The organism is Anabaena sp. CCY 9910 (genome assembly GCF_963920875.1).
Lineage (GTDB): Bacteria > Cyanobacteriota > Cyanobacteriia > Cyanobacteriales > Nostocaceae > Trichormus > Trichormus variabilis.
Map to the genome: position 1 here is coordinate 164,912 of NZ_CAWUDJ010000005.1, position 26,151 is coordinate 191,062.

The 26,151-nt window shown below is 40.4% G+C and carries 21 protein-coding genes and 1 pseudogene; 12 read left to right on the forward strand and 10 right to left on the reverse strand.

What is annotated here, in order from left to right:
• The first annotated feature begins 156 nt into the window (after positions 1 to 156).
• The 3 genes from ACM5QX_RS06700 to ACM5QX_RS06710 all read left to right on the forward strand — a co-directional run bounded on the left by ACM5QX_RS06700 (position 157) and on the right by ACM5QX_RS06710 (position 4,581).
• The gene (locus ACM5QX_RS06700; RefSeq protein ID WP_414752910.1) at positions 157 to 2,031 is read left to right on the forward strand and encodes an iron uptake porin; all 1,875 of its coding nucleotides are present in this window, start codon (positions 157 to 159) and stop codon (positions 2,029 to 2,031) included.
• Between the two features lie 259 nt (positions 2,032 to 2,290).
• Positions 2,291 to 3,229 (forward strand): LysR family transcriptional regulator, encoded by a 939-nt coding sequence (locus ACM5QX_RS06705; protein WP_011321204.1) that lies wholly within the window; start codon positions 2,291 to 2,293, stop codon positions 3,227 to 3,229.
• A gap of 281 nt (positions 3,230 to 3,510) precedes the next feature.
• A complete protein-coding gene (locus ACM5QX_RS06710; RefSeq protein ID WP_414752955.1) occupies positions 3,511 to 4,581 on the forward strand; it encodes an anthranilate phosphoribosyltransferase family protein in 1,071 nt (356 codons plus the stop codon).
• Positions 4,582 to 4,701: 120 nt separating this feature from the next.
• Here the strand turns inward: ACM5QX_RS06710 and ACM5QX_RS06715 are convergent, their stop codons facing one another.
• The 3 genes from ACM5QX_RS06715 to ACM5QX_RS06725 all read right to left on the reverse strand — a co-directional run bounded on the left by ACM5QX_RS06715 (position 4,702) and on the right by ACM5QX_RS06725 (position 8,663).
• A complete protein-coding gene (locus ACM5QX_RS06715) occupies positions 4,702 to 5,190 on the reverse strand; it encodes a hypothetical protein (RefSeq protein WP_414752911.1) in 489 nt (162 codons plus the stop codon).
• 433 nt (positions 5,191 to 5,623) lie between these two features.
• Positions 5,624 to 7,531 carry a 1-deoxy-D-xylulose-5-phosphate synthase gene (gene dxs, locus ACM5QX_RS06720; RefSeq protein ID WP_414752912.1) on the reverse strand — a complete coding sequence of 636 codons (1,908 nt, stop codon included), beginning with the start codon at positions 7,529 to 7,531 and terminating at the stop codon, positions 5,624 to 5,626.
• Between the two features lie 448 nt (positions 7,532 to 7,979).
• Entirely contained in the window at positions 7,980 to 8,663 is a 684-nt protein-coding gene (locus ACM5QX_RS06725; protein ID WP_414752913.1) for an S-layer homology domain-containing protein, read from the reverse strand.
• 330 nt (positions 8,664 to 8,993) lie between these two features.
• Between ACM5QX_RS06725 and ACM5QX_RS06730 the strand changes: the two genes are divergently transcribed.
• The 8 genes and pseudogenes from ACM5QX_RS06730 (at position 8,994) to ACM5QX_RS06765 (ending at position 13,798) form a co-directional block, all read left to right on the forward strand.
• Positions 8,994 to 9,251: an Asr1405/Asl0597 family protein gene (locus tag ACM5QX_RS06730; protein ID WP_414752914.1), complete on the forward strand. Its 258-nt coding sequence runs from the start codon at positions 8,994 to 8,996 to the stop codon at positions 9,249 to 9,251.
• 66 nt (positions 9,252 to 9,317) lie between these two features.
• Positions 9,318 to 9,977 (forward strand): (2Fe-2S) ferredoxin domain-containing protein, encoded by a 660-nt coding sequence (locus ACM5QX_RS06735; protein ID WP_414752915.1) that lies wholly within the window; start codon positions 9,318 to 9,320, stop codon positions 9,975 to 9,977.
• Between the two features lie 560 nt (positions 9,978 to 10,537).
• The gene (locus ACM5QX_RS06740; protein ID WP_414752916.1) at positions 10,538 to 10,723 is read left to right on the forward strand and encodes a hypothetical protein; all 186 of its coding nucleotides are present in this window, start codon (positions 10,538 to 10,540) and stop codon (positions 10,721 to 10,723) included.
• Positions 10,716 to 10,967, forward strand: a complete 252-nt coding sequence (locus tag ACM5QX_RS06745) for a hypothetical protein (protein ID WP_414752917.1) — start codon at positions 10,716 to 10,718, stop codon at positions 10,965 to 10,967. Before ACM5QX_RS06740 ends, ACM5QX_RS06745 begins: the two co-directional genes overlap by 8 nt.
• An 11-nt stretch (positions 10,968 to 10,978) precedes the next feature.
• Entirely contained in the window at positions 10,979 to 11,764 is a 786-nt protein-coding gene (locus ACM5QX_RS06750) for an SMI1/KNR4 family protein (protein ID WP_414752918.1), read from the forward strand.
• 32 nt (positions 11,765 to 11,796) lie between these two features.
• Positions 11,797 to 11,931, forward strand: a pseudogene (locus ACM5QX_RS06755) (IS5/IS1182 family transposase); the annotation flags it as partial.
• Between the two features lie 186 nt (positions 11,932 to 12,117).
• Positions 12,118 to 12,957: a lysophospholipid acyltransferase family protein gene (locus ACM5QX_RS06760; RefSeq protein WP_414752919.1), complete on the forward strand. Its 840-nt coding sequence runs from the start codon at positions 12,118 to 12,120 to the stop codon at positions 12,955 to 12,957.
• Between the two features lie 544 nt (positions 12,958 to 13,501).
• The gene (locus ACM5QX_RS06765) at positions 13,502 to 13,798 is read left to right on the forward strand and encodes a hypothetical protein (protein ID WP_011321195.1); all 297 of its coding nucleotides are present in this window, start codon (positions 13,502 to 13,504) and stop codon (positions 13,796 to 13,798) included.
• Positions 13,799 to 13,854: 56 nt separating this feature from the next.
• On the opposite strand, the gene ACM5QX_RS06770 is transcribed toward ACM5QX_RS06765, so the two are convergent.
• From ACM5QX_RS06770 to ACM5QX_RS06785, 4 genes are all read right to left on the reverse strand, one after another.
• A complete protein-coding gene (locus ACM5QX_RS06770) occupies positions 13,855 to 15,648 on the reverse strand; it encodes an ABC transporter ATP-binding protein (RefSeq protein WP_414752920.1) in 1,794 nt (597 codons plus the stop codon).
• Positions 15,649 to 15,969: 321 nt separating this feature from the next.
• Entirely contained in the window at positions 15,970 to 16,923 is a 954-nt protein-coding gene (locus tag ACM5QX_RS06775; protein WP_414752921.1) for an ABC transporter substrate-binding protein, read from the reverse strand.
• Between the two features lie 14 nt (positions 16,924 to 16,937).
• Complete coding sequence (locus ACM5QX_RS06780) at positions 16,938 to 19,559, reverse strand: TonB-dependent siderophore receptor (protein ID WP_414752922.1); 2,622 nt, start codon at positions 19,557 to 19,559, stop codon at positions 16,938 to 16,940.
• A gap of 178 nt (positions 19,560 to 19,737) precedes the next feature.
• Positions 19,738 to 20,736: a helix-turn-helix transcriptional regulator gene (locus tag ACM5QX_RS06785; RefSeq protein ID WP_414752923.1), complete on the reverse strand. Its 999-nt coding sequence runs from the start codon at positions 20,734 to 20,736 to the stop codon at positions 19,738 to 19,740.
• Positions 20,737 to 21,068: 332 nt separating this feature from the next.
• On the opposite strand from ACM5QX_RS06785, the gene ACM5QX_RS06790 reads away from it, so the two are divergent.
• Entirely contained in the window at positions 21,069 to 21,914 is an 846-nt protein-coding gene (locus ACM5QX_RS06790; RefSeq protein WP_414752924.1) for an Rpn family recombination-promoting nuclease/putative transposase, read from the forward strand.
• Between the two features lie 38 nt (positions 21,915 to 21,952).
• On the opposite strand, the gene ACM5QX_RS06795 is transcribed toward ACM5QX_RS06790, so the two are convergent.
• The 3 genes from ACM5QX_RS06795 to ACM5QX_RS06805 all read right to left on the reverse strand — a co-directional run bounded on the left by ACM5QX_RS06795 (position 21,953) and on the right by ACM5QX_RS06805 (position 26,051).
• The gene (locus ACM5QX_RS06795) at positions 21,953 to 22,327 is read right to left on the reverse strand and encodes a DUF1636 domain-containing protein (protein WP_414752925.1); all 375 of its coding nucleotides are present in this window, start codon (positions 22,325 to 22,327) and stop codon (positions 21,953 to 21,955) included.
• A 4-nt stretch (positions 22,328 to 22,331) separates the two neighbouring features.
• The gene (locus ACM5QX_RS06800) at positions 22,332 to 23,309 is read right to left on the reverse strand and encodes an iron-siderophore ABC transporter substrate-binding protein (RefSeq protein WP_414752926.1); all 978 of its coding nucleotides are present in this window, start codon (positions 23,307 to 23,309) and stop codon (positions 22,332 to 22,334) included.
• A 129-nt stretch (positions 23,310 to 23,438) separates the two neighbouring features.
• Positions 23,439 to 26,051: a TonB-dependent siderophore receptor gene (locus ACM5QX_RS06805; protein ID WP_414752927.1), complete on the reverse strand. Its 2,613-nt coding sequence runs from the start codon at positions 26,049 to 26,051 to the stop codon at positions 23,439 to 23,441.
• Positions 26,052 to 26,151: the final 100 nt, after the last annotated feature.

Consider the following 26,151-nt stretch of genomic DNA (forward strand, 5'->3'; position numbering starts at 1 on the left):
AAATTTATAGATTGATAAGCCATTTCAGTGAATTAATTTCCTGAGATTTAAAGTTAAGCAGTGTTAGCTGATTAAATACACTTTATATTTACTTATCAATCATATTTAAACATCACAATTAAGGTTTTTCCAATTCATAATATCTTAGGAGTTATCATGGCAAAATATCTACTAGCCTCTGCTGGTGGAGCAGGTTTTTTATGGTTAATTTGCGGATTATTTCCTGTACAAGCCATTACCAATTTAAATAATTCAGATAAAAATCCCGAAATTGCTCAAAATAATATCAACCATAAAAATATTGATTCTCTTGTATCTCAGGAATTAACCCAAAAAGATTTAACCTCAAGTAATCAAGCACAAAAAAGTGAAAATTTAGACTCAGATAACACTATTAATTCTTTACCATTAATCATACAAGAATCCACAAATTCATCTCCTCCATCAGACCAATTGGCCCAAGTCACATCTGTATCCCAATTATCTGATGTACAACCTACTGATTGGGCATTTGGCGCATTACAATCCTTGGTGGAGCGCTATGGTTGTATAGCGGGTTATCCCAATCTTACCTACCGTGGTAATCGGGCGATGACTCGCTATGAATTTGCGGCTGGCTTAAATGCGTGTCTTGATAGAGTCAACGAATTAATTGCTACAGCAACTGCTGATTTAGTCAAAAAAGAAGATTTAGCAACCCTGCAAAAATTGCAAGAACAATTTGCGGCGGAATTGGCGACATTGCGGGGTCGAGTAGATGCTCTAGAAGCTCGTACCGCAGAACTAGAAGCAAATCAGTTTTCTACTACCACCAAACTCAATGGTGAGGCAATTATTGCCGCTATTGGTGCGACAGGCGGCGCTCCTGGAAGCAATGATTCTAATCTCATTCTCGTCAATAGAGTACGGTTAAATCTCACTACTAGCTTTACCGGCAAAGATTTATTAATTACTGGTCTGCAAGCTTACAACTTTTTAGGTGGGGCTACGGGCGAAGGTAGCGTGCAGAACAGCTTAGGATTAGCTTCGCCCATACTAAGTTCTAGTAGCGCTCGTACTAGTTTTGAACCACAGTTTCCTGGCCTTAATGTCAAGAATTTGTCCAGCGTTGGGGCTAATAGTTTAGAGCTTTACAAATTGTTGTATATTTTTCCCGTGGCTGATAAATTAACTTTATTTGCGGGAACTGCGGCGGAAACATCAGATGCTTTCCCAGCAATTACACCTTTTTATGGCGAGGGACAAGAATCAATTTCTCGTTTTGCAGGTTTAAATCCTGTGGTACGAGTTTCTGGTGGAACTTCTGGTTCTGGTTTAGCATCGGCGGCGGGATTTATTTATAGCATTTCTCCAAATTTGGATTTCCGCGCTTTATATGGCAGTGTTAATGCTAATCTTCCTCAAAAATCTCCAAATGAAGCCCTACCAGGAGTATCTACTACACCTTTAGGTGCAGGGTTATTTAGTGGTAGTAGCGTTATTGCTGCACAGTTAACCTTCAAGCCCAGCCGTGACATTGATATTGGTCTAAACTATGCCAACAGCTACCACGAAATTAATATTTTAGGTACAGGATTAATTAGCGGTGACATCGGTGCTTTATCTGGTGTTTCTCCTGGCACACCAGTGAAACTCAACTCTTTTGGGGGTACTGTAACATGGCGATTTTCTCCCAAAGTAGCCTTATCTGGCTATGGTGCAGCACTGTTTGTTGATGATTCTGCTAATAACGTTGATGCTTCAACCACTTTTACAAGTTGGATGGCGGGAGTTCACTTCAAAGATTTATTCAAATCTGGGAATAATGGAGGAATTATTTTTGGTCAGCCACTTTACCGTACTGATGCTAGCGGTGCGGCTGTACTTGGTTCAAATCGTGCTACGCCTTACCATTTAGAAGCCTATTATCGCGTCAGAGTCAGCGATAACATCAGTATTACTCCTGGTGCATTTATTTTATTTAACCCAGAAGGTGACAGCCGAAATGAAACGACAACTGTAGGTGTACTGCGAACTACTTTTACCTTTTAAAAAAATTGACATTCTCTCGCCGCTAACCGCAAGTTAGTAGGGTGCGTCAGTATGAATAATTTCTTGGTACAGCTAGGTTTTCTCGTACTGACGCACCCTATATTGGGACTGTCTTTAATTTTGAATTTTGAATTGGAGCGTTCGCGTAGCGTCTCGTAGAGAAGCGACTTGACCAAATATGTAGCAGAATCTACCAAATTGGGGAACAAAATCCGCTAACTTAAATGAGTGCGATAAATGTAATTCAGGCTACATACAAATGCGACTAGAGCAGTTGCAAGCTTTTTTGGCGATCGCGGAAACTGGCAGCTTTCAAAAAGCTGCTGGTAAATGTGGTGTCACCCAATCGACAATTAGTCGTCAAATCCAGTCATTAGAAGCTGATTTGGGTTTAGAACTGTTTCACAGAACAAATCATGCCAAGCTGACCTTGGGTGGCGAGCGTTTGTTACCGCGCGCCCGCAAAATTTGTCTGGAGTGGGAAACTGCTACACAGGAGTTAGGAGATTTAATTGCCGGTAAGCAACCAGAATTGTGTATTGCGGCGATTCATTCCCTATGTGGTTCTTATTTGCCACCAGTGTTACAAAAATTTTGCCGTGATTATCCAGAAGTACAATTACGGGTGACATCTTTAGGTAGCGATCGCGCCTTGAAAGTCCTCAAAGATGGCTTGGTAGATTTGGCAATTGTCATGAATAATCGCTTCCTCACCACTGGTAGGGATATGGTGGTGGAAGTCCTTTATGATGAACCGATAGAACTCTTAACCGCAGCCAATCATCCCTTAGCGGAATATGAGCGCGTCCCTTGGTCGGAGTTGGTACGCTATCCCCAGGTGGTTTTTAAAGATGGCTATGGGATGCAACGCTTAGTGCAGGAAAAATTCGAGCGATTGGAAGCCACCCTACAAGCGGCTTTAGAAGTCAACACCCTAGATGCCTTCCGGGGAGTTGTGCGCCAAGGGGAATTAATTGCTTTGCTTCCTACTTCCGCATTAGTAGAAGCGCGCCTTGACCCCACCTTAGCAGTGCGTCCCTTAGCTAATAGTGCATTACCGGAAAATTCTGGCTTAACACGTCGAGTAGTTATGGTCACAACTCAAGACCGTCTACAAATTCCTCCCATCAAACATTTTTGGCAACTAGTGAGAGAAAATATTCCACCAGTAGTTGAGCGGCAGCGATCAGCATCGTAGTACCAATTCAAAATTCAAAATAGCCTACGGCAAGGCTACGCCAACAAAATTCAAAATTCACTCATACCCTGCGGGTACTCTGCAAGAACGCCTTTGGCGAACGCGGTAGCGTTCCGCAGGAAAGGCTGCGCCAACACAAATCTAATCGGATTCCTATATAAGGTATAGGATTAGTCAATAGTTCATAGTTCACAGTCAAAAGTCCACAGTCCAAAGCAACAACACAACGAATGACCAATGACGAATGACTATTGACTATTGACCAATGACGAATGACTTTTATGAGTATTGTATTCAGGGATCTGCTGAAAAAAGTAGGGAGTGGGAACCATACGGGAGAAAGTTTAAACCGTGTTGAAGCCGCCACCGCCACTAAGATGATGTTTTTGGGTGAAGCTACACCAGCCCAGATAGGCGCATTTTTGATCGCCCACCGGATTAAGCGCCCAACGGGAGAAGAATTAGCGGGAATGTTAGATGCTTTCGATGAACTGGGGCCAAAACTGCAACCAATCTCGTCTCAACGCCCAGTTATAGTTTTTGGTATACCTTATGATGGCAGAACACGCACTGCACCAATCAGTCCGGTAACAGCACTACTACTATCCGCAGTCGGACAACCAGTGGTGATGCACGGAGGCGATCGCCTACCGACGAAATATGGTTTACCCTTAACTGAGATTTGGCAAGGGTTAGGAGTAAATTGGACTACCCTATCACTAGAAAAAACCCAAGAAGTATTTGCACAAACAGGAATCGGCTTTGTTTATACCCCACGGCATTTTCCCTTAACTAATAGTATTTGGGAATACCGTGACCAATTAGGTAAGCGTCCACCATTGGCAACGATGGAATTAATTTGGTGTCCCTATGCTGGGGATGCTCATGTAATTGCTGGGTATGTTCATCCGCCCACAGAAGGGATGTTACAAGTAGCATTGGAACTGCGGGGAGTTACTAAATTTACCTTAGTGAAGGGATTAGAAGGGAGTTGTGATTTACCACGCGATCGCACTGCCATTATTAGCTTATCTTCAGCATCACCAGAGCTAGAAAGAGTTTTCCTTTCACCCCATGAATATGGTTTTACGACCAAGAATGTACCTTTGGGTAGCACCGAAGAATTACTAACTCAAATACATGACTTGATTGCTGGTAACTCTAGTGAATTACAACAAACAGCCTTGTGGAATGGTGGATTTTACCTCTGGCGGAGTGGAATTTGTGCGGATATGCGATCGGGTATTGCTAAGGCAGAAGAATTATTAAATAGTGGGGTAGTAGCGGCAAAATTGCAAGAACTGATTCAGGTGGTTAATTCACTTTCAGAAAATTTACTCACGATTACTTAAACCCAAAAATCATAGAATCAGGGCAATGGCTGATGGAAAAAGTCTCCTGGTAAAAACTCAAAAAACAAGATATCCGATTTCTTCAAGAAATCGGATATCTGCACCCTTGATATTTCTTTTCTAATTATTGGTGAAAGCGCCTTTGATATTATCAATAGTACGCTCAACAGCATTTAGATTTTTGTCTACTGCTGTTTCTGTACGGGCAGCATCTTCTTCTGCTCTTTTCTGAATCCGAGACGCATCTTTGTTGGCTTTGCGCTCAGCTGCGCTACCCCTATCGGTTGCATCATCGACACGGCTAGCATTTGTTCTTGCTGCTTCTTTAACGTTATTTTTGGTGTCGCGGATGAACTCTTTGGATTTTTCGCGTAGACTATCGGTTGCATCGGCAGTTGCGATTAAATATGTAGAGGTATCAGCCATTGCTGAGGTGTTGGCGAAAAATGCACCTTGCCAAACGAAAGCGATCGCTGATAAACAAAATACAGTTGTAGCTATCCAACGTCCTAAATTTGAGAGCTTTTTCATAGAAAAATTCAGTTTCATAGAATGTAATTTGCTTGAGATTAAGCATTCTAGTTTTACTTGATCTAGCTCATCAGCCATATCGTTCTCTGGGCAGAGGTTCTATAATCATTAGTAGTTAGAGAAATTCGCTCTTTCAATAGATTGATTCTCCGAACGTTATACTCTCAATTTGAACAATTAAACTTAGTTTTATGAACTCAGAAGACACTCATTCCAAGCAACATTCTCGTGGTAAGGTTATTTACCGATTTTTTGGGGGCGCTGCACTCGGTACTCTGATAGTCATCATTCCTATTTCCTATGGATCATCCATAGATTTAAATCTAGTTCAAATTGGTATTGCATCCATGCTGGTTATATCATGTGGTTTACTATCAAGTATTTGGGGTGAACAATTTCTTGATCCCGTAATGCGGTTATTAAATTCCTGGGCACCTTGAAGCATAAAAAAGGTGGGTAATACCCACCTGATGCTCAATTTGTACTTCGCAAAACTAACTACTCACCAAAGCTAAATCACCGCAGATACTTGCTTTTGAAAGTAAGCCTGTAGAACTCTTTCAGCAATTTGACGGCTAGTTAAACCTAATTCCGCCTTAGACTCATCTGGAGTAGCGTGTTCTACCAACACATCGGGAATCCCAATGCGCTTGACAGGAACCACAACATCTGCATCTAGCAATGCTTCTGCTACGGCTGAACCAAAGCCACCCATCACACAGCCTTCTTCTAGAGTGACAACTCGGCCGATTTTCTGAGCTAAAGGCACAATCAGCTCAGTATCCAAGGGTTTCACAAACCGGGCATTAATCACAGTCGCTTCAATCCCGTGTTCGCTGAGAATTTCTGCCGCCTGCATACTGGGGTAAACCATTGTGCCGTAACCGATGATCAACACATCATCACCGTTGCGGAGAATTTCACCTTTACCGATTTCCAAAGGTTCCCAACCTTCTTCCATCAGGGGTACACCGTAGCCATTGCCACGAGGGAAACGCATAGCGATGGGCCCGGTGGTATGTTCAATACCAGTAACTACCATCCGTTGCATTTCTGCTTCATCTTTCGGTGCCATCATTACAATGTTGGGAATGCACCGTAGATAGGCAATGTCATACATACCTTGGTGGGTAGGGCCATCAGAACCGACAATTCCCGCCCGATCCAAACAGAAGAATACTGGTAAATTTTGGATACAGACATCATGGATAATTTGGTCGTATGCCCGTTGTAAGAAAGTAGAGTATATGGCCGCTACAGGACGCATTCCTTCACAAGCCAACCCAGCTGCAAGGGTGACTGCGTGTTGTTCGGCAATACCCACATCAATATATTGATTGGGCAGTTTTGCTTGTAGCTTATCTAAACCTGTTCCTGTCGCCATCGCCGCAGTAATCCCGATAATTTTGGGGTTTTGTTCTGCTAATTTAACTAAGGTATGGGAGAAGACTTTGGCATAAGCAGGGGGTTTGGGTTTGTTGGAGGGAATTGCCTTGCCAGTTGTCAGGTTAAAAGGAGTTTGGGCGTGGTAGCCTACTTGGTCTTTTTCTGCGAGTTCGTAGCCTTTACCTTTGATAGTGGCTACATGAACTAACACTGGCCCAGCTATTTGGTGTGCTTGTTGGAAGGTAGCAATCAATTCCTCTAAGTTATGCCCATCAACTGGCCCCATGTAGGTGAAGCCCAGTTCTTCAAATACTGCACCTACCTTGGGAACAGCTAGACGTTTCATCCCTTCTTTAATTCTTCCTAGTTCGGGAGATAGGGATTCGCCGACAAAGGGAATGTGTTTGAACTGTTCCTCAAAATTATCCTTGATGAACTGCACCGGGGGACTGAGGCGCATTTTGTTGAGGTAGCGAGGAATCGCGCCGACGTTGGGAGAGATAGACATCTCATTGTCGTTGAGAACGACCAATAAGTTGGTTTTCGGCAAGTGTCCAGCATGGTTGATAGCTTCTAACGCCATACCACCTGTTAATGCACCATCGCCAATCACGGCCACGGCTTTAAACTTTTCCCCGTTCATGTCTCGTGCTAAAGCCATACCCAATGCTGCGGAGATGCTGGTTGAAGCGTGGCCTGCACCAAAATGATCAAATTTATTTTCACCACGCTTGAGATAACCAGCAATTCCATCTTTTTGCCTGAGGGTATGAAAGTCGCTGTAGCGTCCTGTAATCAATTTGTGGGGATAAGCTTGGTGTCCTACATCCCATATAACTTTATCCCGGTCTAAATCTAGAGTCTGGTAAAGCCCTAGTGTTAACTCTACAACACCCAAGCCAGGCCCCAGATGTCCACCAAATTCGGCTACTGTTTGCAGGTGTTTATCTCGAATCTGACGGGCAATTTGTTGCAGTTGCCGGATGGATAGACCGTGCAGCTGATTGGGATGGGTGATTTCACTCAGATGCATATTATAGGGTTTTCCTCTCTAATCTCTACTTTTGGTATTCTGATTTTCCCACGGTCGGGTAGCCCGGAGAATTAGACTGTTACTAAGTAGCAGCCTAAAAAGTGTTCACTAAGGATGGGTAATTAAGCACTAAGCTGTCAGCATTTTTTACTAGTAATCATGCTTTACAACCTACACCGCAAAATTACTTGAAAAAGTGTAATTGGATTCATTTTTGCAAAATTAGCAAAGTAGAAGAATATCTTGCTGATAGGTTGTTAACAACACACTATGCAAGAGTGGTAAGAGTCTAGAGGCTAGGGAATAGAGCCTATATTTAGTCTATTCTATCCAAATGTACTATGATACGGTGCAACGAAAATAGACATACTACTCTTAAGCAAAAATAGCACCGTGTGGCTATGTTGTCATTTTACTTTTATCTGCTGATTTTTACGTAGTTTGGGTATTAAGGTAGTTGTGGACTATCTGTAGTCGTAGGAACTACTGGTGTGTCTGGCTGCTTTTGCTGTCTTTGCAAATATTTACTCAGCAAGTAAGCCATGTCTCCACGGGTCATAGGTCTTAATGGGGTGATGTTATTCTGAGCATCAGTGTTAATGAATCCTTCTGTAATGACTGTGGCGATCGCTCGTCTTGCCCAAGTTGGTATAGAATTTGCATCTGGATAGGGTGCGAGTATTTCGTTGACAACATCATCAGAAAATTGAAATACTCCATAAGCTTGGGCAAAAATTGCTAGGGCTTCTGCCCTTGTCACCCGTTGATTAGGAAAGAACAAATTCCCCCGATAGCCTTTCATCACATCTGTCTTCAAAACTGTTTGAATATCTTGATACGCCCAGTGAGAACGAGGTACATCTGCAACTGTGATTGATTTTGGTTGGTTAGCAGCTTCTTGTTTATTGAGGCGGAAGGCTTTTACCAAAATCGAGGCTAGTTCGGCGCGATTCATTAACCTTTCTGGATAAAAGTTCCCATCTGCGGAATTAGTCATCAAATTGGCAGCAATTACTTGTTGAATTGCTGTGGATGCCACATCCCCAGTATTTTCGGTTCCTTGGGCTTGAACAATTACTGGGAAGCCCTGGAGTAGTAGTACTAATGAAAGGGTACTGAGTAAAGGCCGCATAGTTCTTACCATCGTTAATTTGTTTCGATGCAGTTCTTAATACTGAGTGCTGAGTAAGCTATTCTCTAATTTTGAATTCCCCTTCAGGGGGTTGACTCTTAACTATGGTGACGCATTTTTACTCACTCAGGTGTCCCATCTTCGATATCGACGAATCAACCTGAGTTTGGGGATCAAAAAAATTGTTGAGAATTTTTTGCTGAACTAACTGAGAATTGTTTGCACTTACGATATGCTAATAGAAGAAACTGCACTCCTAAAAATTCTCAATATTGGGGAGTAAAAGTTCGATGATTACTGCAAGTTAGTTGCACCTTGAGGGCTAGTCGCTTGAAACCGTTCAGTTCCGAAGTAGAAGAAAAGTCCGTTGTAGAAGTAGATTGGGCAGATCGTTGGCAGGTATATCAGCGCTTACAGGAATTAGAAATTCCTTGTTGGTGTGAAGCTAACCAGCCATTGAAGGTTGAACTTGTCACCCCTATGACAGTTGTTCAGCTTTGGAGTGTAATGCGACAGTTCACATCTTCTCGCCGAGATTTAATTTACTCTCTTGAAATTAATTGGCAAAGCGGTGATCCGTATTCCTGATGGATGACTGCAATCTTTCTCACTTAATTACTCAGACTCGCTTTAGTTAAACAAAGGTGGAACAATATGGGTGTATGCCACAGTAAAGATGTATCAGAGTTTTGCCTTGAAGGCAGATTTATTGAATTTGTTATTAAAGATGGCTATAAGCTTAAAGGTTTATTACTGCTAACTGCTGACGGTGAATGTTACGTTAAGTTATCCAAGCAATTAAGATTTACTTTTGACTGGCGTTTACCTACTGGTACTTTGTTACAAGTGATTGGTGAAAAAAAGTATGATGCTAAAACTGGCAAAGTTACTCTCAAAGCTGAAGCTGTGATGGCGGCTAGAACAGAGACATCACCAGCCGTTAAGCAACTCCCAGCAATGGAAAACACAAAACCAAAACCAGATAAAGCTAAAGCTACGATTTTGGTATGTCAGAAGTCCGACTGCATGAAACGGGGCGGGAAGGCACTTTGTCAAGCATTAGAAGCAACTTTAAGCGATCGCGGTTTAGAAGACCAAGTAACCATTAAAGGTACTGGCTGCATGAAAAACTGCAAAGCTGGGCCTAACTTAGTGATGCCAGATAAAACTCGCTACACCCGTATTCAAGCAGACCAGGTTCCTCAGCTGATGAATAAGCATTTTGCTGACAGCCAGCAATCAAATCATTCCCATCAGGTGGTAATATCAAACACCAATAACTTTGAACCTTTTACCAAAGTTTCCGCTTTTTAAGCATCAGGTGCTTCGAGAGTTCTTGTATTGTGTTTCTTTCATGGTTGACTTGATATGCCGTTATCAAAAATTAAATGATTCATTTTGTGGGGTGGGGCATTTTGTCCACCCCTTATTACTTAGTATGTACAGGGGGAGCAGGGGTAAAATGAGCAGCCATCCAGAAAGTTACCATAAGGAATTGATGACCTGCTGATAACATCCTGATTGACATGGATAAAACTGTACCATTTAAACCCCTCTAGTTTTTGTAGCCTGAAATCCTTATGGCTACGTTGTAAAATGCTGTATCAAATAAACTAAGGTGATACGCACCTAAATCAAATATTCATGCGTCAGGGCTGTCCATAGTCAAGAGTCCAGAGTCAAAGGCTAGCTTGGACTGTGGACTGTGGACTTTTGACAACCTGAGTGCGAAATATACAATTTAAATGCGTAACAGCTTATAGGTTTATTGGTACAGTCAAAACCAGCTTTTTCTCCTTTTTTAATGAAAAGAGTGATTTTATTTCTGTAACTCCGTCACAGCAAGCCTTTCAAGCTTTACGTGGCGGCAAAATATGTCTTGGCTACTTTTACCCCAAGGTTGTTTGGAAGTTCAACAAATTGTTCCACAACTTTATGCTCAGGGTATTAATCCTGCACTTAAAAATATTCGTCAGTTTATGACTAAACCCTCTGCTTTATGGAAAAAGGAAGTTGTCGATGCTTTCTGGGAAGCTCGCCGTTCAGTTGAAAATGCTTAAAGCCAGTCTGAATCATGGTTCAGCAAGCTTATCCTTTAATTTCCGGCAATCTTTTCCTTTAAGTCACAGTTGGGACTGCCTTAAAGTGCGTAAGCTTTCATCATCACCAAAATCTGACAAGAACCAAAGCAATTCACTTGCGCCTTGGCGATCGCTTCCCTATACTTCTGACACGCTAAACTTGGTGTATAACAGAAAGTTGCAACTTGCCAAACTGCTGTACGTTATGGTTCTCCGATTTTAGGTAAGAGCTTGATGAATATAGGATCATCCGGTGAACAACAGTTATCACATACAGAAAAGGTTATAGTTATATGTCCAAACTGCTCTCAAAAACTACGTACTCCAATTGATCGAGGTGAATTAAGACTGGCATGTCCCAAGTGTAAGCACAATTGGCAGTGGTCTCCAGGTACAAACATTACAATTCAGATTGAACGCATCAAAGAAAAGCTTGAGAAAGCTAGACAACTTCAAAGTGTTCAGAATCAACTTTACCAAGAGTTTTACCCCTCAACCGATCCATTGAACTATAGCTTTAAATTCAATCCTCCACTCAGTTCGCATAAAATTGATGCCTGGGAAACTAAGTATAACACTTGTCTTCCAGTAGAGTACCGAAGTTTTCTTGAACAAATTGGGAATGGAGGCGGGGACGTTCATGGGATGGAAATGCTGCGGCTAGAAGATTGGGCTGTTGGTCTGTGTTTCGGCGATGAAGACAAAGCACTCATAGCTCCAAGTCAGCCTTGCCTTTTGCTTGAAGAGTACCAAAGTGATGAAGCATGGGAGCGATGGCTTGTCGAGATCGCTGGCGAACATTGGGAACAGAAGTACGAGCAAGAACTCTGGTCACCACAATTTGGAACAATTACTGTTTCTAAGGATGAATGTGGACCGTTTGGGTTTATGGTCTTGAATGGATCGCTGAAAGGGCGAATTGGTTGGTTTCTAGGTGATTGGGGTCCACCTACTTTTGAATCATCAGCAACGTTTTTAGATTGGTATGAGTTATGGCTTGATGGCTTGATAGCAATTTAGCTGAAGCTTTCCCCCAACGTGTCTCAGAAACTATACTTAGAGGAACATTTGGATGGCTGAATCGATTTCGACGCTTGAGTAAAGATTATGAAGTGTATTCAGAGGTAAGTGAAGCTATGATTTATGGCTCCTTGCTTCGTCTTATGGTTAGGCGATTGGCTATTTAATATTTACTTTACGAATCAGTTCTAACAGGCCGAAAATCCAAAAAATTTTCAGCCTGTTACTGGTGGGCTTTCTGCTCTAATACTTGTAAACATTAAAGTAGATGATCGCCACGGTAAGAGTTACCTGCCGTTTTTTAGTTCATCGAACTTACGTTATTTACAAGTATGTTTATAAGCAATCAAATAATGCCTACATCTACCTCACTCCCCGGTTCATCATTAATAGAGCGAGATCCTCAGGTTATTGAATTATTGATGCCAGTTTGGGAATGGTTTTATCGTTACTATTTTCGAGTCACAACTGACGGATGGCATCATATCCCACCAGAAGGCAAAGTACTGCTGGTTGGTTCTCACAATGGTGGAATGGCTTCCCCTGACTTGATAATGATGATGTATGATTGGTTTTCTCGATTTGGGACTAAGCGTTTAGTGTATGGGCTGATGCACCCTTACGCTTGGAAGGTAAGTCCTCAAATAGCCCACCTAGCACAGAAAATCGGCGCTATTGTGGCGCATCCAAAAATAGCCAGCAATGCTTTTGATCTGGGTGCTAGCGTTCTTGTTTACCCTGGAGGACAATATGATATGTTCCGTCCTTACAGCCAACGCCACAAAATTAATTTTGCCGGACACCAAGGTTTTATCAAGCTAGCTTTGAAAAAAGAAGTACCCATCATTCCCCTCATATCGGTAGGTGCCCACGACACATTGATTGTTTTATGTGATTGCTATGATTTAGTCAAACAATTCCATCAATGGGGCTTACCGTGGTTTTATCAAGTAGATCCAGGAGTTTTCCCAATATACTTGGGTTTACCTTGGGGTTTGTCTATAGGCCCCCTACCAAATATTCCCCTACCTGTGCAGATTCACACTCGTGTCTGTCGTCCGATTATTTTTGAACGTTATGGAAAAGATGCAGCTAAGGATCGTGATTATGTAAATAGTTGCTATGAATTAGTCTATACGAAAACGCAATATGAGTTAGACAATTTAGTGAGCAATATCAAACAACAGAAGTAGCCATCACAGCTGCGAAAAATTAAGAAGAGGAGTTAGGGTGCAGGGAGTAAGCCTACAAAATGCAAAATTAGAGATACTCTCTCAGAAGTTCGTCAAGTGCTTAGTTGAACTGCACCTAGCGTATGGCTCATTCCCTGTTGTGTAAGCGTTATTTTATACGAAATATATGAGTATTTTTAAACTTTTTTTCTAGATTAAAAGCCTGATATGCCTTATCAGACAATCGTTCCTGGAAGATACGTGTCGAATGTATTTTTAGATACAGTCTTTTTTATACAAATTCAAAGGTTTTTCCCATAAAGCCCTAAATATCATTGTAGATTAAAAAAAAATACATAAAGAGTATATGATAACTTTACTTTTCTCTCAGCCTAAAAACTGAACCTAATAGGTTTTTTTATCTTTTCTTAATTATTGAGGCTATCAATTAAGTTAACAACTAAAACCAGTAATATTTCCCTAGTAATCGTCTTATTTACAGAACAAGATTGAATTACAACAAGGTGCATCCCATGAACTGACTAATATTCATAGGGATTTAGATATGACTTCAATAAATTCAAAATCTCCAAAAATTTTTCGTCAAACTAAGCAGAATAAAAAACTGCCAACTTTGAGCAATTTGTTATACATAGGTTTGACCATAACCATCCTGCTTTGTACATACGCTACAGCTACAGCTCTTTATCCCTTCCTGATATCTTGTTTATCTGCTGCCAGTGGTAGTAAGTTTGAGTCTACAGCCATACCTTGGTTACATAGTAAATCTGAATGCGAATACACTGGACGTTATTGGCGTGATAATCAATGTTGGGATAGTGAACATCAGCCAATGTTTTGATTGTTGATTTTTCGGGACTTATGTAATGAATACATCAGATATTATGGCTAAACGATTTAATACACCCCAGACTGTACACGCCACAGGCTGGTGTAAATCCCATTCAGCGCGATTAAATCTTCGTGTGTACCCTGCTCGACAATTTGACCATGCTCCATGACATATATGCAATGACTGTGACGAACTGTGGAAAGACGGTGAGCGATCGCAATAGTCGTCCGATTTACGGTAATCTTTTCTAAAGAACGTTGGATTGCAGCTTCTGTCTCATTATCTACCGCAGATGTCGCCTCATCTAAAATCAAAATTGGTGGATTTTTCAAAACGGCTCTAGCGATCGCAATGCGTTGGCGTTGTCCCCCAGATAACTTTTGTCCACGTTCCCCAACTATCGTTTCATAACCTTGGGAAAGTCGCATAATAAAATCATGGGCTTCAGCTACTTTTGCAGCATGAATAATGGCTTCATCAGTCGCATCAAAAGTACCGTAGGCAATATTTTCTGCCACCGTACCATGAAATAAAAATACATCTTGACTGACTAAGCCAATACTACGACGCAAATCATACATATTTAACTTTTGAATATCAATGCCATCAATCGTAATTGCACCACTAGAAACATCATAGAAACGCAATAATAATTTCACTAAAGTGCTTTTACCCGAACCCGTAGAACCAACAATGGCAATAGTATTTCCGGAAGGAATATGCAATGATAAATCTTTAATGATAGCAGTACTATTGCGATAGGCAAAGGTAACGTTTTTCAAATCAACTTCACCCCGCACTTGTTCCACAACTAAAGGCACATCTCCCGTAGTAATTTGGATAGGAGTATCTAACAAATCCATCACCCGCTTAGTAGAAGCCATTGCTCTTTGATAGTGGTCAAAAGTTTCTCCTAAAAAGACCAATGGCCACAACAATCTCTGCACCAGCACTAGTAAAACGCTGTAATTACCTATAGATATTTTCTGTGAATAAGCTGCCATTCCTCCCAAAAATAATAAAGCCGTAAACCCTGCTAAAACCAACATTCTAATTAAGGGGACAAAAGCCGCAGAAAGTTTAATTGCTTTGGTATTACTTTTTCTATAAGCTTCACTTTCTTCTGCTAATCTGGCATTTTCATAATTTTCTGCCGTGAAACTTTTAATTGTGGTAATACCACTAATATTATTAGCAAGCCGCGAGTTGAGGAAACTAACTTTTTCTCTGACATCAGCATAACGGGGTTCAAGGCGTTTTTGGTATATCAATGAACCCCACAGAATAAAGGGCATAGGTAACATTGCTGCTAGAGTAATGTTAACTGGCAAAATGAAAAACGCACCAACCATCAAAATTATTAATGAAGTTGTCACTTGAATAACTTCATTTGCTCCTCCATTTAAAAAGTCTTCAAGTTGGTTGATATCATCACTGAGAATTGACATCAAACCACCTGTACTGCTGTCTTCAAAATAAGCTGATTCTAATTTTTGTAAATGATTATAGGCATCTAAACGTAAATTATGCTGGATATTTTGTGCCACATTGCGCCAAAGGCGATCGTAAGCATACTGAGAAAGTGATTCAAATACCCAAATAATAACGGTGATTAACGACAGTAGAGCAAATTGCCATACTACTTCTTTAATACCAAACTGAGCAATAACAGAATTTTGTTGTTGGACTAATATATCTACAGCAATACCAACTAACCAAGGTGGTGCTATATCTAAAATAGTATTAATTACAGAATAGGTAGATGCTTGATAAATTTGTCCTCGATATTTTTGTCCATAGTTAAGTAAGCGTTGGAGTGGGGAGGGTTTATGTAGTCTGGGAAGAAATGTTGCTGTCATTGTCAGATGTCAAATTTATGACTTGATATTTTCTAGTTAGCAATTGCTATTGCAGTTTAATCAAAATATATCAAGTGTACTATTTTTTGATATGTGAACTCTAGCCGAAAACGGCAAAATTCTATCCCAAAAACGTAATTTATCATTAATTATGTCAATATACATACAATAGTTTTAGGAATTACGCAAGCAAAATTCGTCATTGCGACCGGAACGTAGTGTAAGAAAGCAATCCCATAATTTTAGGCGATTACGTCGCTACGCTCGTAATGAGGTAATTCCGTGACTTTTGCGTAAGTCCTAAGTGGGTTTAAGCCTGATTCAAGGTGTGTGAACTAAGTATTTAAATAAGTCATCAATAACTGCATCAGTTCCTAACATATTTGATGCAGCCCATGACATAAAATCAACATAATAAACCTGATTATTTCGCACAGCTTTAAGCTTTTTCCAAAGTGGCTCTTGTTGTTTATTTTTCAAAAATTCATTGCCACTTTTGGAAAAAGTTGTCACGAATAAAATATCACCATCTGCTTTTTTTAATTCCTCTAGGGAAATAGGGAAAGCTCCATAGGGCGCATCAACATTTTGTGGGGCTGGACGTTGTAAATGAGCATCTCTAATAATTGATCCAGCATAAGAGTTTTTGGCATCAATGTTTATTTGGTTGCGTCCGATATATATAAAAGATATTTTTTTGTTTTGATAGCGATCTCCTAATGCTTGTTGTAGCTGTTCCATGCGCTGATGATAGTGTTGCCAAAGTGCTTTTTCAGTTTTTTGTTTGCCTAATACTTCAGTGACAAAGCTCAGATGTTTTTGCCAGTTTGCATAATCACTTTTATCCAACACTGTAGGAGCAATTTGGGATAATAAAGGATAAATTGGCTTGAACCAATCTAAACCAATAATTACATCAGGTTTGAGTAATAATGTTGCTTCTAAATCGGGTCGAGAAATTCCGAGGAGTTTTATTCCCTCTGTTTTTTCCTGAAGGTATGTCAAAGAGTTGTTGTCTATCTGGACTTCGTTAGTTGCACCGATGGGTTTAACACCAAGTGCTAGTGTATTACCTAAAGTAGATACAGATAAAGTAACCACACGTTGGGGGTTAATAGGTACACAAGTTTCCCCCATTGTGTGTTTAACCATGCGACATTCTGCTGCTGGTTGTTTAGGTAAAGAGGATATATTTTGAAATGTATGATGATTGCAAGCTGTAAGCAGAGTAAATCCCAAGATGCCTAATATTAACCAACCCAAAAAATATCGCATGATTGATTTAGTTATTAAAATTGCCAGGAAACTGTTCCTTGAATCGTCAAAGGCTGCCCGTAGTTAACGCGAGTAGAATTCACGGCATATTCAAAATATTCTACGTCAAAGAGATTTTTAAAATTAAGTGCAACTCTAAATTTATCTCGGTTATAGTAAATTGCTGCATCAGTGCGAAGATAGCTAGGAATATCGTAAGTATTGGCTAAATCTCCAGCGCGATCGCCTACAAAAAACAAGCCTAAACCAAAGCCTAAACCTTGTAAATTACCTTGTTGAATTTGATAGGTTGTCCATAAATTGAAAGAATGATATGGCGTATTTGGCAATTGGTTTCCTGGCTGAAAAGTATTATCTTCAGTAATCCGTGCATCAGTATAAGCGTAGCCTGCAATAATATTCCATCCTGGCAAAATTTCCCCTGTCAGACTCAGTTCCATACCTTGGCTATTTTGTTCACCAGTTTGGATTTGAAAACCTGGATTATTGGGGTCTGCTGTTAAAACATTACTCCGAGTTAGGTCATAGAATGCTAATGTTGCCGAAAGGCGATCGCTAAAATCTGCCTTTACCCCAGCCTCATACTGTCTCCCTCTTTCCGGTTCAAAGGAATTACTCAAAGCATCACCAGGTGAAATTAATCCGTTGGCGGGAGCAAATGAACTAACGTAACTAGCATAAAGTGAAATCGCTGGTATGGGTTGATAGACAATTCCCAAACGAGGACTAAATGCACTATCTGACTTACTACTTGCTAATTGAAAAGTAAAATCTTCTGCCTTCTGATCAAAAGTATCAAACCGCACACCTAATAGCACCTTTAAATTATCTGTCAGAGCAATTTGATCTTGTAAATAAATTCCTAATGAGTTGGTGGTGGTTGCATCGCTAAATTCATCCCCAAGCTGAGGGCGTGGCTGACCGTAAACAGGATTAAAAATATCAATTGGCGCACCTTCTGCACCTCTAAATTTTGGTGTTCTGTTTTCAAAACGATGCACATCAATTCCAAATAATAGTTGATGTTCAATTGCACCAGTAGAAAACTTGCCAACAGTATTTGTAGTGAAAGTATAAGCTGTACTTACAAAGTCAAATTCTCGGTAAAAACGATTCAGAGTGCGATTATCTGCCTGTAAACCAGAGGGAAGGTGTATTCTATCGTAATAATCACGATAGTTATACACAAAAGCATTGCGTAATGACCAACTGTCATTAAATTTATGTTCTAGCTGATAGCCTATTCTTGTAACTGTTTGTTCAATGATATCGGAAGGTTCAGCCAAGTTACGATTACGGGGTATTTTGCCATTAGGGTTAGGAAATATCGTTCCTATTGTTGGGACACCAGGTAATCGGAAAAAATCTTTTGCATTGATGTAATCCCCTTCTATAGTTAAGTTAGTATTTTTGCCAATTGCGACACTAATCACAGGTGAAATATTGAAGTTTTCACTTGTATAGGAATCGACAAAACTACCTGAGTTTCTGTAGGCTGTATTCAGACGATACAAGACTGTTTTCGAGTCATTCAATGGCCCAGATAAATCAATCGCACCCCGGTAGTAGCTATCACTACCAAAAGTTGCATCAACACCATAAAAAGGTTCATTCAAGGGACGCTTAGTGACTAAATTGATACTTCCCCCAGGATTACCTAAACCAAATAGCACTGATCCTGGCCCTTTGAGAACTTCGACTTGTTCCACACTAGCAAGTTCGACCAATTCTCCAGCACCGGGATCGGGTAGTCCATTTCTGAGGAAGTTATTACCTGTGTTTTCAAATCCCCGAATCCTGTAAAAGATAGACTGACCAGGGCCAAAATCCTGAGTTACACCAGGAACATTTCTTAAAGCATCATCTAAACGAGTAATATTCTGATCGCGCAATACCTGTTGCGGTACTACTTGAATTGATTGGGGAATGTCACGTAAAGATGTATCAGTTCTTGTCCCAGTTGAGGTGTTCGGTACACGATACCCATCTTGTTCACCTGTCACCACCAACTCAATCGGCTCATCCTGCTGTGCTGCTGACTGTTCTTCAACTGGCGGCGTTTCTGGCGGTTGAGTCGCTGTTATTGTAGATGCTACAGCAAAAATCAACCCTGTATTATCATCAAATAATTCAACTGTAGGTGACGTTTTCTCACCTACCACTATTACCCGCATAGTATTAGCATCAATATTCGTAACCGTTATCTCAATAATTCCCGCAAGTGGTTTTTCGGAACGAAATGTGAAAGCGTCACCGTTAGGTAGCCGCAACTGTCCGCCAGTGATATCAGCAATAAAGTTATTATCGGTGCTGCGATTGGTGACTTGCAGTTGTTCACCTTGGGTTGTCTCTAAAATTACTTCTACACCTTTATCGGTGGGATTTGCTTTTACTCCTGTAATGGCGATAACTTCTGGTGTGGGTGCTTGGGCTAAAGAAGAAGCGATATGTGGGGTTTTGATATGACTGCTTGTATTGGGTTCGATTTTTCTGGGCTGTTGTTGGGAATCTGGTTGTGCGATCGCGTTCGCGTAGCGTCTCGTAGAGACGCGCTCCGCAGGAATCGCACTATTCACCGTTACCACCCAAATCGAACCAGAAACAAACAATATATGTAGTAATTTTTGCAGCTTCATTGATGACTCCCACACCTTTTATTTTCCTTGATATCTCTGCTTTGAGTGAGCAACGGTCAACTTACAGAGAAAACTTATCAATTAGAACCTATACTGAGCTTAGGATTTTCTCAGGGTGGGAGTCTATCTAAAAATGGCGGTTAATTATCCCAAAAAGGAGGTTTATATAAAAATTTTATTACACTTTCCCCTTTAGACAATCGCGGGGACTGATACCGAACTTACGTTTAAACGCTGCTGAAAATTGCCCTAAGTGAGAATATCCTACAGTATTTGCCACATCTGCCACACGCATATTACCCTCATACAGCAAAAGTCGCGCTTGTTCCATCCGATATTGATGTAAATATTGAAAAGCACTTTGACCAAATACTTTCTGAAAACCTTGTTTTAATTGATAGAGGCTCAGTCCAACATTTTCTGCTAATTCAATTAAAGAAGGTGGATTTTCTACACGGCTTTCTAAAATTTCTTTTGCTTGATACATTTGCTCAATTATTTTGCGTTTTGGTTGATAATTATGGCATTGGATAATTTCTCCACTCATATCCTGCTGTAATCGCAAAGCCATTAATTCTAAAACTTTTGCTTGCAAATAAACCTGTTTGACCATACCTTGAAAGGGACATTGCCAAATTTGCTGTAACGCAACCTGCATTTGGGTGGTAATTGCTCGCGTACTTACAGAATATTCTTCCTCTGGTCGTCGAAACAAATGTTTTAAATGTGGTGCAATTGCATCATCTTGAATCCCGAATAATTGGGTCAATAATTTCGCTTCGATGTGAATATCAATTTCTTGATTTATTTCTGAGAAACTATACGACATCTTGGGAGACATTCCACAGCCACACAAAGCAGTTTCGCCTGTTTTTAATGAAGCATATTCAATGTTACTAATAGTCTGACCCTTAATTTTAAAACAAAACTGTAAAGGATGTTCGTGTGCTTGTGAAATTTCAGTGAGATTGGTGTTGTGATGTTGGTAATCTCGAATTGTTAAGGAAAATCCTCGACTTAGTTCAACTTCCTGAATATAACCCCGACCTAATTCTGGGGGATATTCTATAATTTCTTCTAAAAAATCTGGGGTGCGATCGCAATTTTTATTTTCTTCAGTAGTTACTAACAAATTTGAGCAATCAGATTTTAATACCTGCAAACTGTGATTTTTCATAGGAATTTAGCAAAACTAAACCCGATTAATGTTTTGCGAGACAAATAAGAATAAGTTGCAATAAGTATACAGGATTTATCCCCAATTCTCAATAACTATGTGTATCTATCAGCGCGATCGCCTGTAGAGGAGTTTGCCATTTATCGCTACCAACATACTCAAACAGCTATGTGATAGCAATTTGTGATAGTTGCATATACTGTTTTGAGACTTTGGCGATCGCTGACAAGGTGAAGAATGTCAAATACTTAAGAGTAATCTGGGTTTAGGGATAAGTTGAGTGTCAAGGTAAGTATGGTTAGATATTTAATAGGATTTAACTAAAATGCTTCATGCGGCGTGACTCAATTTTTTACAAGCTATTTCAACAATCACCAACTCTGTTGTTTGAATTGTTAACTAGTCCTCCCACAAATGCTGAGGACTATCGGTTTGATTCAGTAGCAGTCAAAGAACCGAAGTTTGAAATTGATGGGGTCTTTTTACCACCAGAGGATGAAAGACCAGGGATAGTTTATTTTTGTGAAGTGCAATTTCAAAGGGATGAACAGCTTTACGAAAGGGTATTTGCAGAATCATCATTATATTTCTATCGTCAGCGTAATAGATTTACAGATTGGCAAGTTGTGATCATTTACCCTTCCGGTAGTATCGAGCAAAGCGATATTTATCCCCATAGAAACCACCTCAATGGCGACCAAGTGCATCGTATATATTTAGATGAGTTGGGGGATATTCGCTCTTTACCTATATGGGTGGCGTTAATGGTGTTAACTACCTTAGATGATGAGCAAGCACCACAGGAAGCAAGGTATTTGCTAGCCAGGAGTCAACAAGAAATACCTCAACTCCAAAATCGCGCCATAATAGAGCTATTGACAACTATCATGGTCTACAAGTTTGAAGATAAAAGTCAACGGGAGGTTGAAGAAATGTTAGGGATTACACTCAAGGAAACAAGAGTTTACCGTGAAATTAAGGAAGAAGGACGGGAAGCAGGACGAGAAGAAGGAGAAAAATCGCTTGTTCTGCGTCTATTAACTCGTCGTGTGGGAGAATTATCTCCAGAGGTGCGGCAGCAAGTCGAATCTTTGTCCTTAGAACAATTGGAAAATCTTGGCGAAGCACTGTTAGATTTTCAGGGAATGGCTGATTTAGAAGCTTGGTTTAATCGCTGAAGTTGAGTCAGGATAATGCTAAAAAGAGATAATCGCCGCTAATCCCCAGGCGGAATTTGCGCGAAAATAGCAGCTTGTAACACTTCAGATAATTTTTTCCAAGCTACGTTACCTTTGCGACTCTTAATATACAATTGCATAAATTCCAGTAACGATGCTGCGCTTTCTTCTGGAGTCAAATTGACGAAAAGATAGGTGGGTTTGTCTGGGTGAGAAGCAGCCACAACACAGCCGTGATTACAAGCCCATAAACATTCAACGGGTTTAATTTCTAGCTCATGAAGTGACGATTCTTCACTACATAAATCGTTGAGTTTTTCAAGTAAAATATCACCATCAAAAGGAGGGTTTTCTGGTCTTTCCTGAGAAGAACGGTGACAAGATTTGCAGACAAGTAAGTTATATTTTGGCATAATTTTAAGTGATGTTAACTATGTATTTATCAAGGTCATCGAGCATTGCATAAGCTGCAAGCATATTCAATCCCCGCCAAACGGAAAAATCTACTATGTAAACTTGATTTTGCTGCACAGCTTTGAGTTTAGACCATAAAGGTTTTTCCTGAAGTTTTTTGATCACAGAATAGTCATCTTTGCGTAGCGGTGCAATAAACAAGATATCGCTATTAATCTTGGGTAATAGTTCTTCCGAAAGAGGTAAATCATAATCACCAGATTCGGCAAATATAGGGTTTAGTATACCAATATCATTTAAAATTTCCCCTGCAAAAGATTTTTGACGAGTTATAACTAATTGTCCGGCAGCGACATAAGCAAATGATATGCTATTCTTTTGTTGGTTATTACCAATTGCTAGCTTTAATTGGTTAACACGTTGGTGATAGTAATTTATTAGCTGAATACCTGTTGCTGTTTTATTTAAAATTCTGGCAGTATCTTGAATATGTTGTTTCCAATTTCCTCTAGTTTCTACCCAAGGTAGCACTACTGTCGGTGCGATTTGTGCAGCATATTTATAAATCCCTGCAAATCCTGGATGGGAAATCACAATAATTAAATCAGGATTAAGTAGTACAAGTTTTTCTACATTAATTTGACCACTGGAACTATGTAAAATTTCTACTCCCTCTGCTTTTCCTTGAAAGTAAGGAAAGTTATCTTCTATTTCCGTTGTAATCCAAGTGGCTATAGGTTTGGTGTCTAAGGCTAAAAGTGCAGCAAAACTATTAAAATCTAAGGTGACAATTCGTTTGGGGTTGAGGGGAATGCAAGTTTCTCCTTGGACGTGTTGCACTACTCGACATTTTGCGTTTTGTTGTGGAGATATTGAGTTTGTCGCTTCATAGGTAAAACTTTTACTACTAGCCCAAATAGCAGTAAATATCAAAATTCCTAATAAGAGTAGGACAACAAAACGATGTGAAATTATTTTCATAGATTTGTGCTTGATAAAACAGGATTAGTATACATCTCCAGAAATTGAGAAGATTATGGTTTCTGAAGATGTCTAAATAAATCCTGCTAGCTTTTATCCTCCAGTGTGAGTTAGGAAATTAGGCAATTGTCAAAACGTCCAAGAAACAGTTCCTTGGATTGTCAATGGTTCACCAGGAGAGACGCGCAAACGATTGAAAGCATTTTCAAAATAGTCTACGTCGAAGAGGTTTCTGATATTAATCGCCGCACGGAATCTATCTTGTTTGTAGAAGATAGCTGCATTAGTTGTTAAATAACTAGGGACTTCAAATGTATTTCCAGCATCTCCAGCGCGATCGCCTACATAAAACAATCCTAAACCAAAGCCTAAACCTTGCAAATTACCTCGCTGAATTTCGTAGGTTGTCCATAAGCTAGCAGCATGGGGAGTTGTGCGTTGTACGCGGTTGCCTACGGGAATGCTATTATCTTCCGTGACACGGGCATCGTTATAGGCGTAGCTAGCAAACACATTCCATCCTGGTAAAATTTCACCTGCAAGACTCAGTTCAATACCTTGGCTGCGCTGTTCTCCAGTTTGAATGGAAAAGCCTGGGTTATCTGGGTCGTCAGTTAAAATATTTGACTGGGTAATGTCATAGAAAGCTAGTGTCGTTGAAAGCCGACTATGCAAATCTGCTTTTACCCCAACTTCGTACTGCGTCCCCCTTGTCGGCTCAAAGTCACTCCCATCAAAGGCTTGACCAAGAGCAGGTTCAAAGGAACGGCTATAGTTAGCATAGAGAGAAATAGGTGGAATCAGCTGATATACAATACCTATGCGGGGACTAAAAGCACTACCTGATTGACTTGTGTCTGTACCAGCGAGAAAATCTTTGTTATTTTGGGTGAAGGTATCAAATCTACCACTGACGAGTAATTTTAAGTTGTCCGCAATTGTTACCTGGTCTTGTATGATGATGCCAAGTTCATCAGTGACGGCATTAGTATCAAGCTCAAATGTGATTGCTCCTGGTGCTTGACCGTAAATCGGATTAAATAAGTCAATAGGTGCGCCGGTTCTACTTGTAAATTTTAAGCTGTTGTTCAACCTTCCTAAATCGATACCAAATAGTAATTGATGCTGGATTGCACCTGTGGCAAACTTACCAATCACATTTGCTGTTAGTCTATAATCACGATAGCGATCGCTAGAATCGTTAGCTGTTCTCAGTAGGGTACGATTATCGTCTAAAAGCCTTGTACCAACGTTAACACCAGTACCGTCATAGTTAACGTAGCCATACCGAAAAGAATTATTTAATGACCAATTCTCATTAAATTTATGCTCTAGTCTATATCCAATCCTGGCAGTTGTGACATCAAGCTCACCTTCATTGGTAATGCGGGTACGAGGTATATTGCCATTAGGATTAGAAAAGATCGTCCCCACCGCAGGTAAGCCCAAATTGTAATTCTCCTGCTCTAAATCCTTATAAACTCCTTCAATGGTCAAATTTGTATTTTTGCTCAGTTCTAGACTTAAAACAGGCGCAATTACTAGATTTCTAGTTTGGCTTAGATCAGTGAAAAATCCTTGATCTCTGTAAGATGCGTTCAGCCGATATAGTGCTTTTTTCTCATCATCTAGCGGCCCCGATAAATCCACCTCACCACGATAAAAATCAAAACTACCCACAGTTGCTTCAACGAAGTAGTAAGGATCTCGTAAAGGTTGCTTGGTGACAAAGTTGACTGTTCCACCTGGAGATGTTGAACCTAGTAAAACTGAGTTTGGCCCTAGCAGAACTTCGATGTTTTCAATTCCTGTCAAATCAGGCCCCACGTTAGAGGCTAAACCGTTAGTCTCTTTAATACCATTCAATGTAGGTTGGCTAAAAAATCCCCGTACTTGCAATCGCAACGAGTCAAAATTAGAAGGTGCTGCATTACGTACACTGGGAGCGTTCAGCAGCGCACTAGATATATCGGCACCTTGATCCCGCAACACTTGTTGAGGAATAATCTGAATTGATTGGGGAATATCTCGCAGGGGTGTATCTGTCCGCGTTGTAGTCGAAGCATTGGGGACACGATATCTATCTTGCTCTCCCGTCACTACCAACTCAATTGGTTCATCTTGCTGCGCTGTTGGTTCTGCTGGTGGTGTTTCACTGACTGGCTTTTCTTCCGGCTGCGTTGCTGTTGTTGTAGATGCTACTGCAAAAATTAGCCCTTCATCTCCATCAAATAATTCAACTGTGGGCAAAGTGTTCTCACCCACTACCAAGACTCGTATATTATTAGCATCAATATTTGTGACAGTAATTTCAGTAATTCCCGCAAGCGGTTTTTCGGAACGAAATGTAAAAGCCTCTCCCGAAGATAAACGTAACTGAGCATTGGGAATATCTGCAATAAAGTTATTACCCTCACTGCGATTTGTGATTTGCAGTCTGTCTCCCTGGGTAGTCTCTAAAATTACCTCGACACCTTTGTCTGTGGGATTTGCTTTTACACCCGTGATGGTAATAGCTGCTGTAGTTGCAGGAGAATTAGGTGGTGTTGGTGATTGAGACAACAAACCATCAATACTAGTAACTGGGGCTTTAAACTCCCCTAGTTCCATGATTTCTGGATTTTCCCCTTTGGCTTTCACCTCAGCCACAGCCGTTTGGGCGGTAGCACAATTAATAAAATATCCTAATAAACTAATACCTAACCAAAAACGCACATTTGGTAGAAATGTCAATTTAGCCACGCCCCTCTCCACACCAGTAAATAGAATTATTGCGTAAAGTTCTCAGTTGTATCTAGAAGTAGTTTAGGAAAGTTGGTGCGATCGCGTCTATCCAAAAATG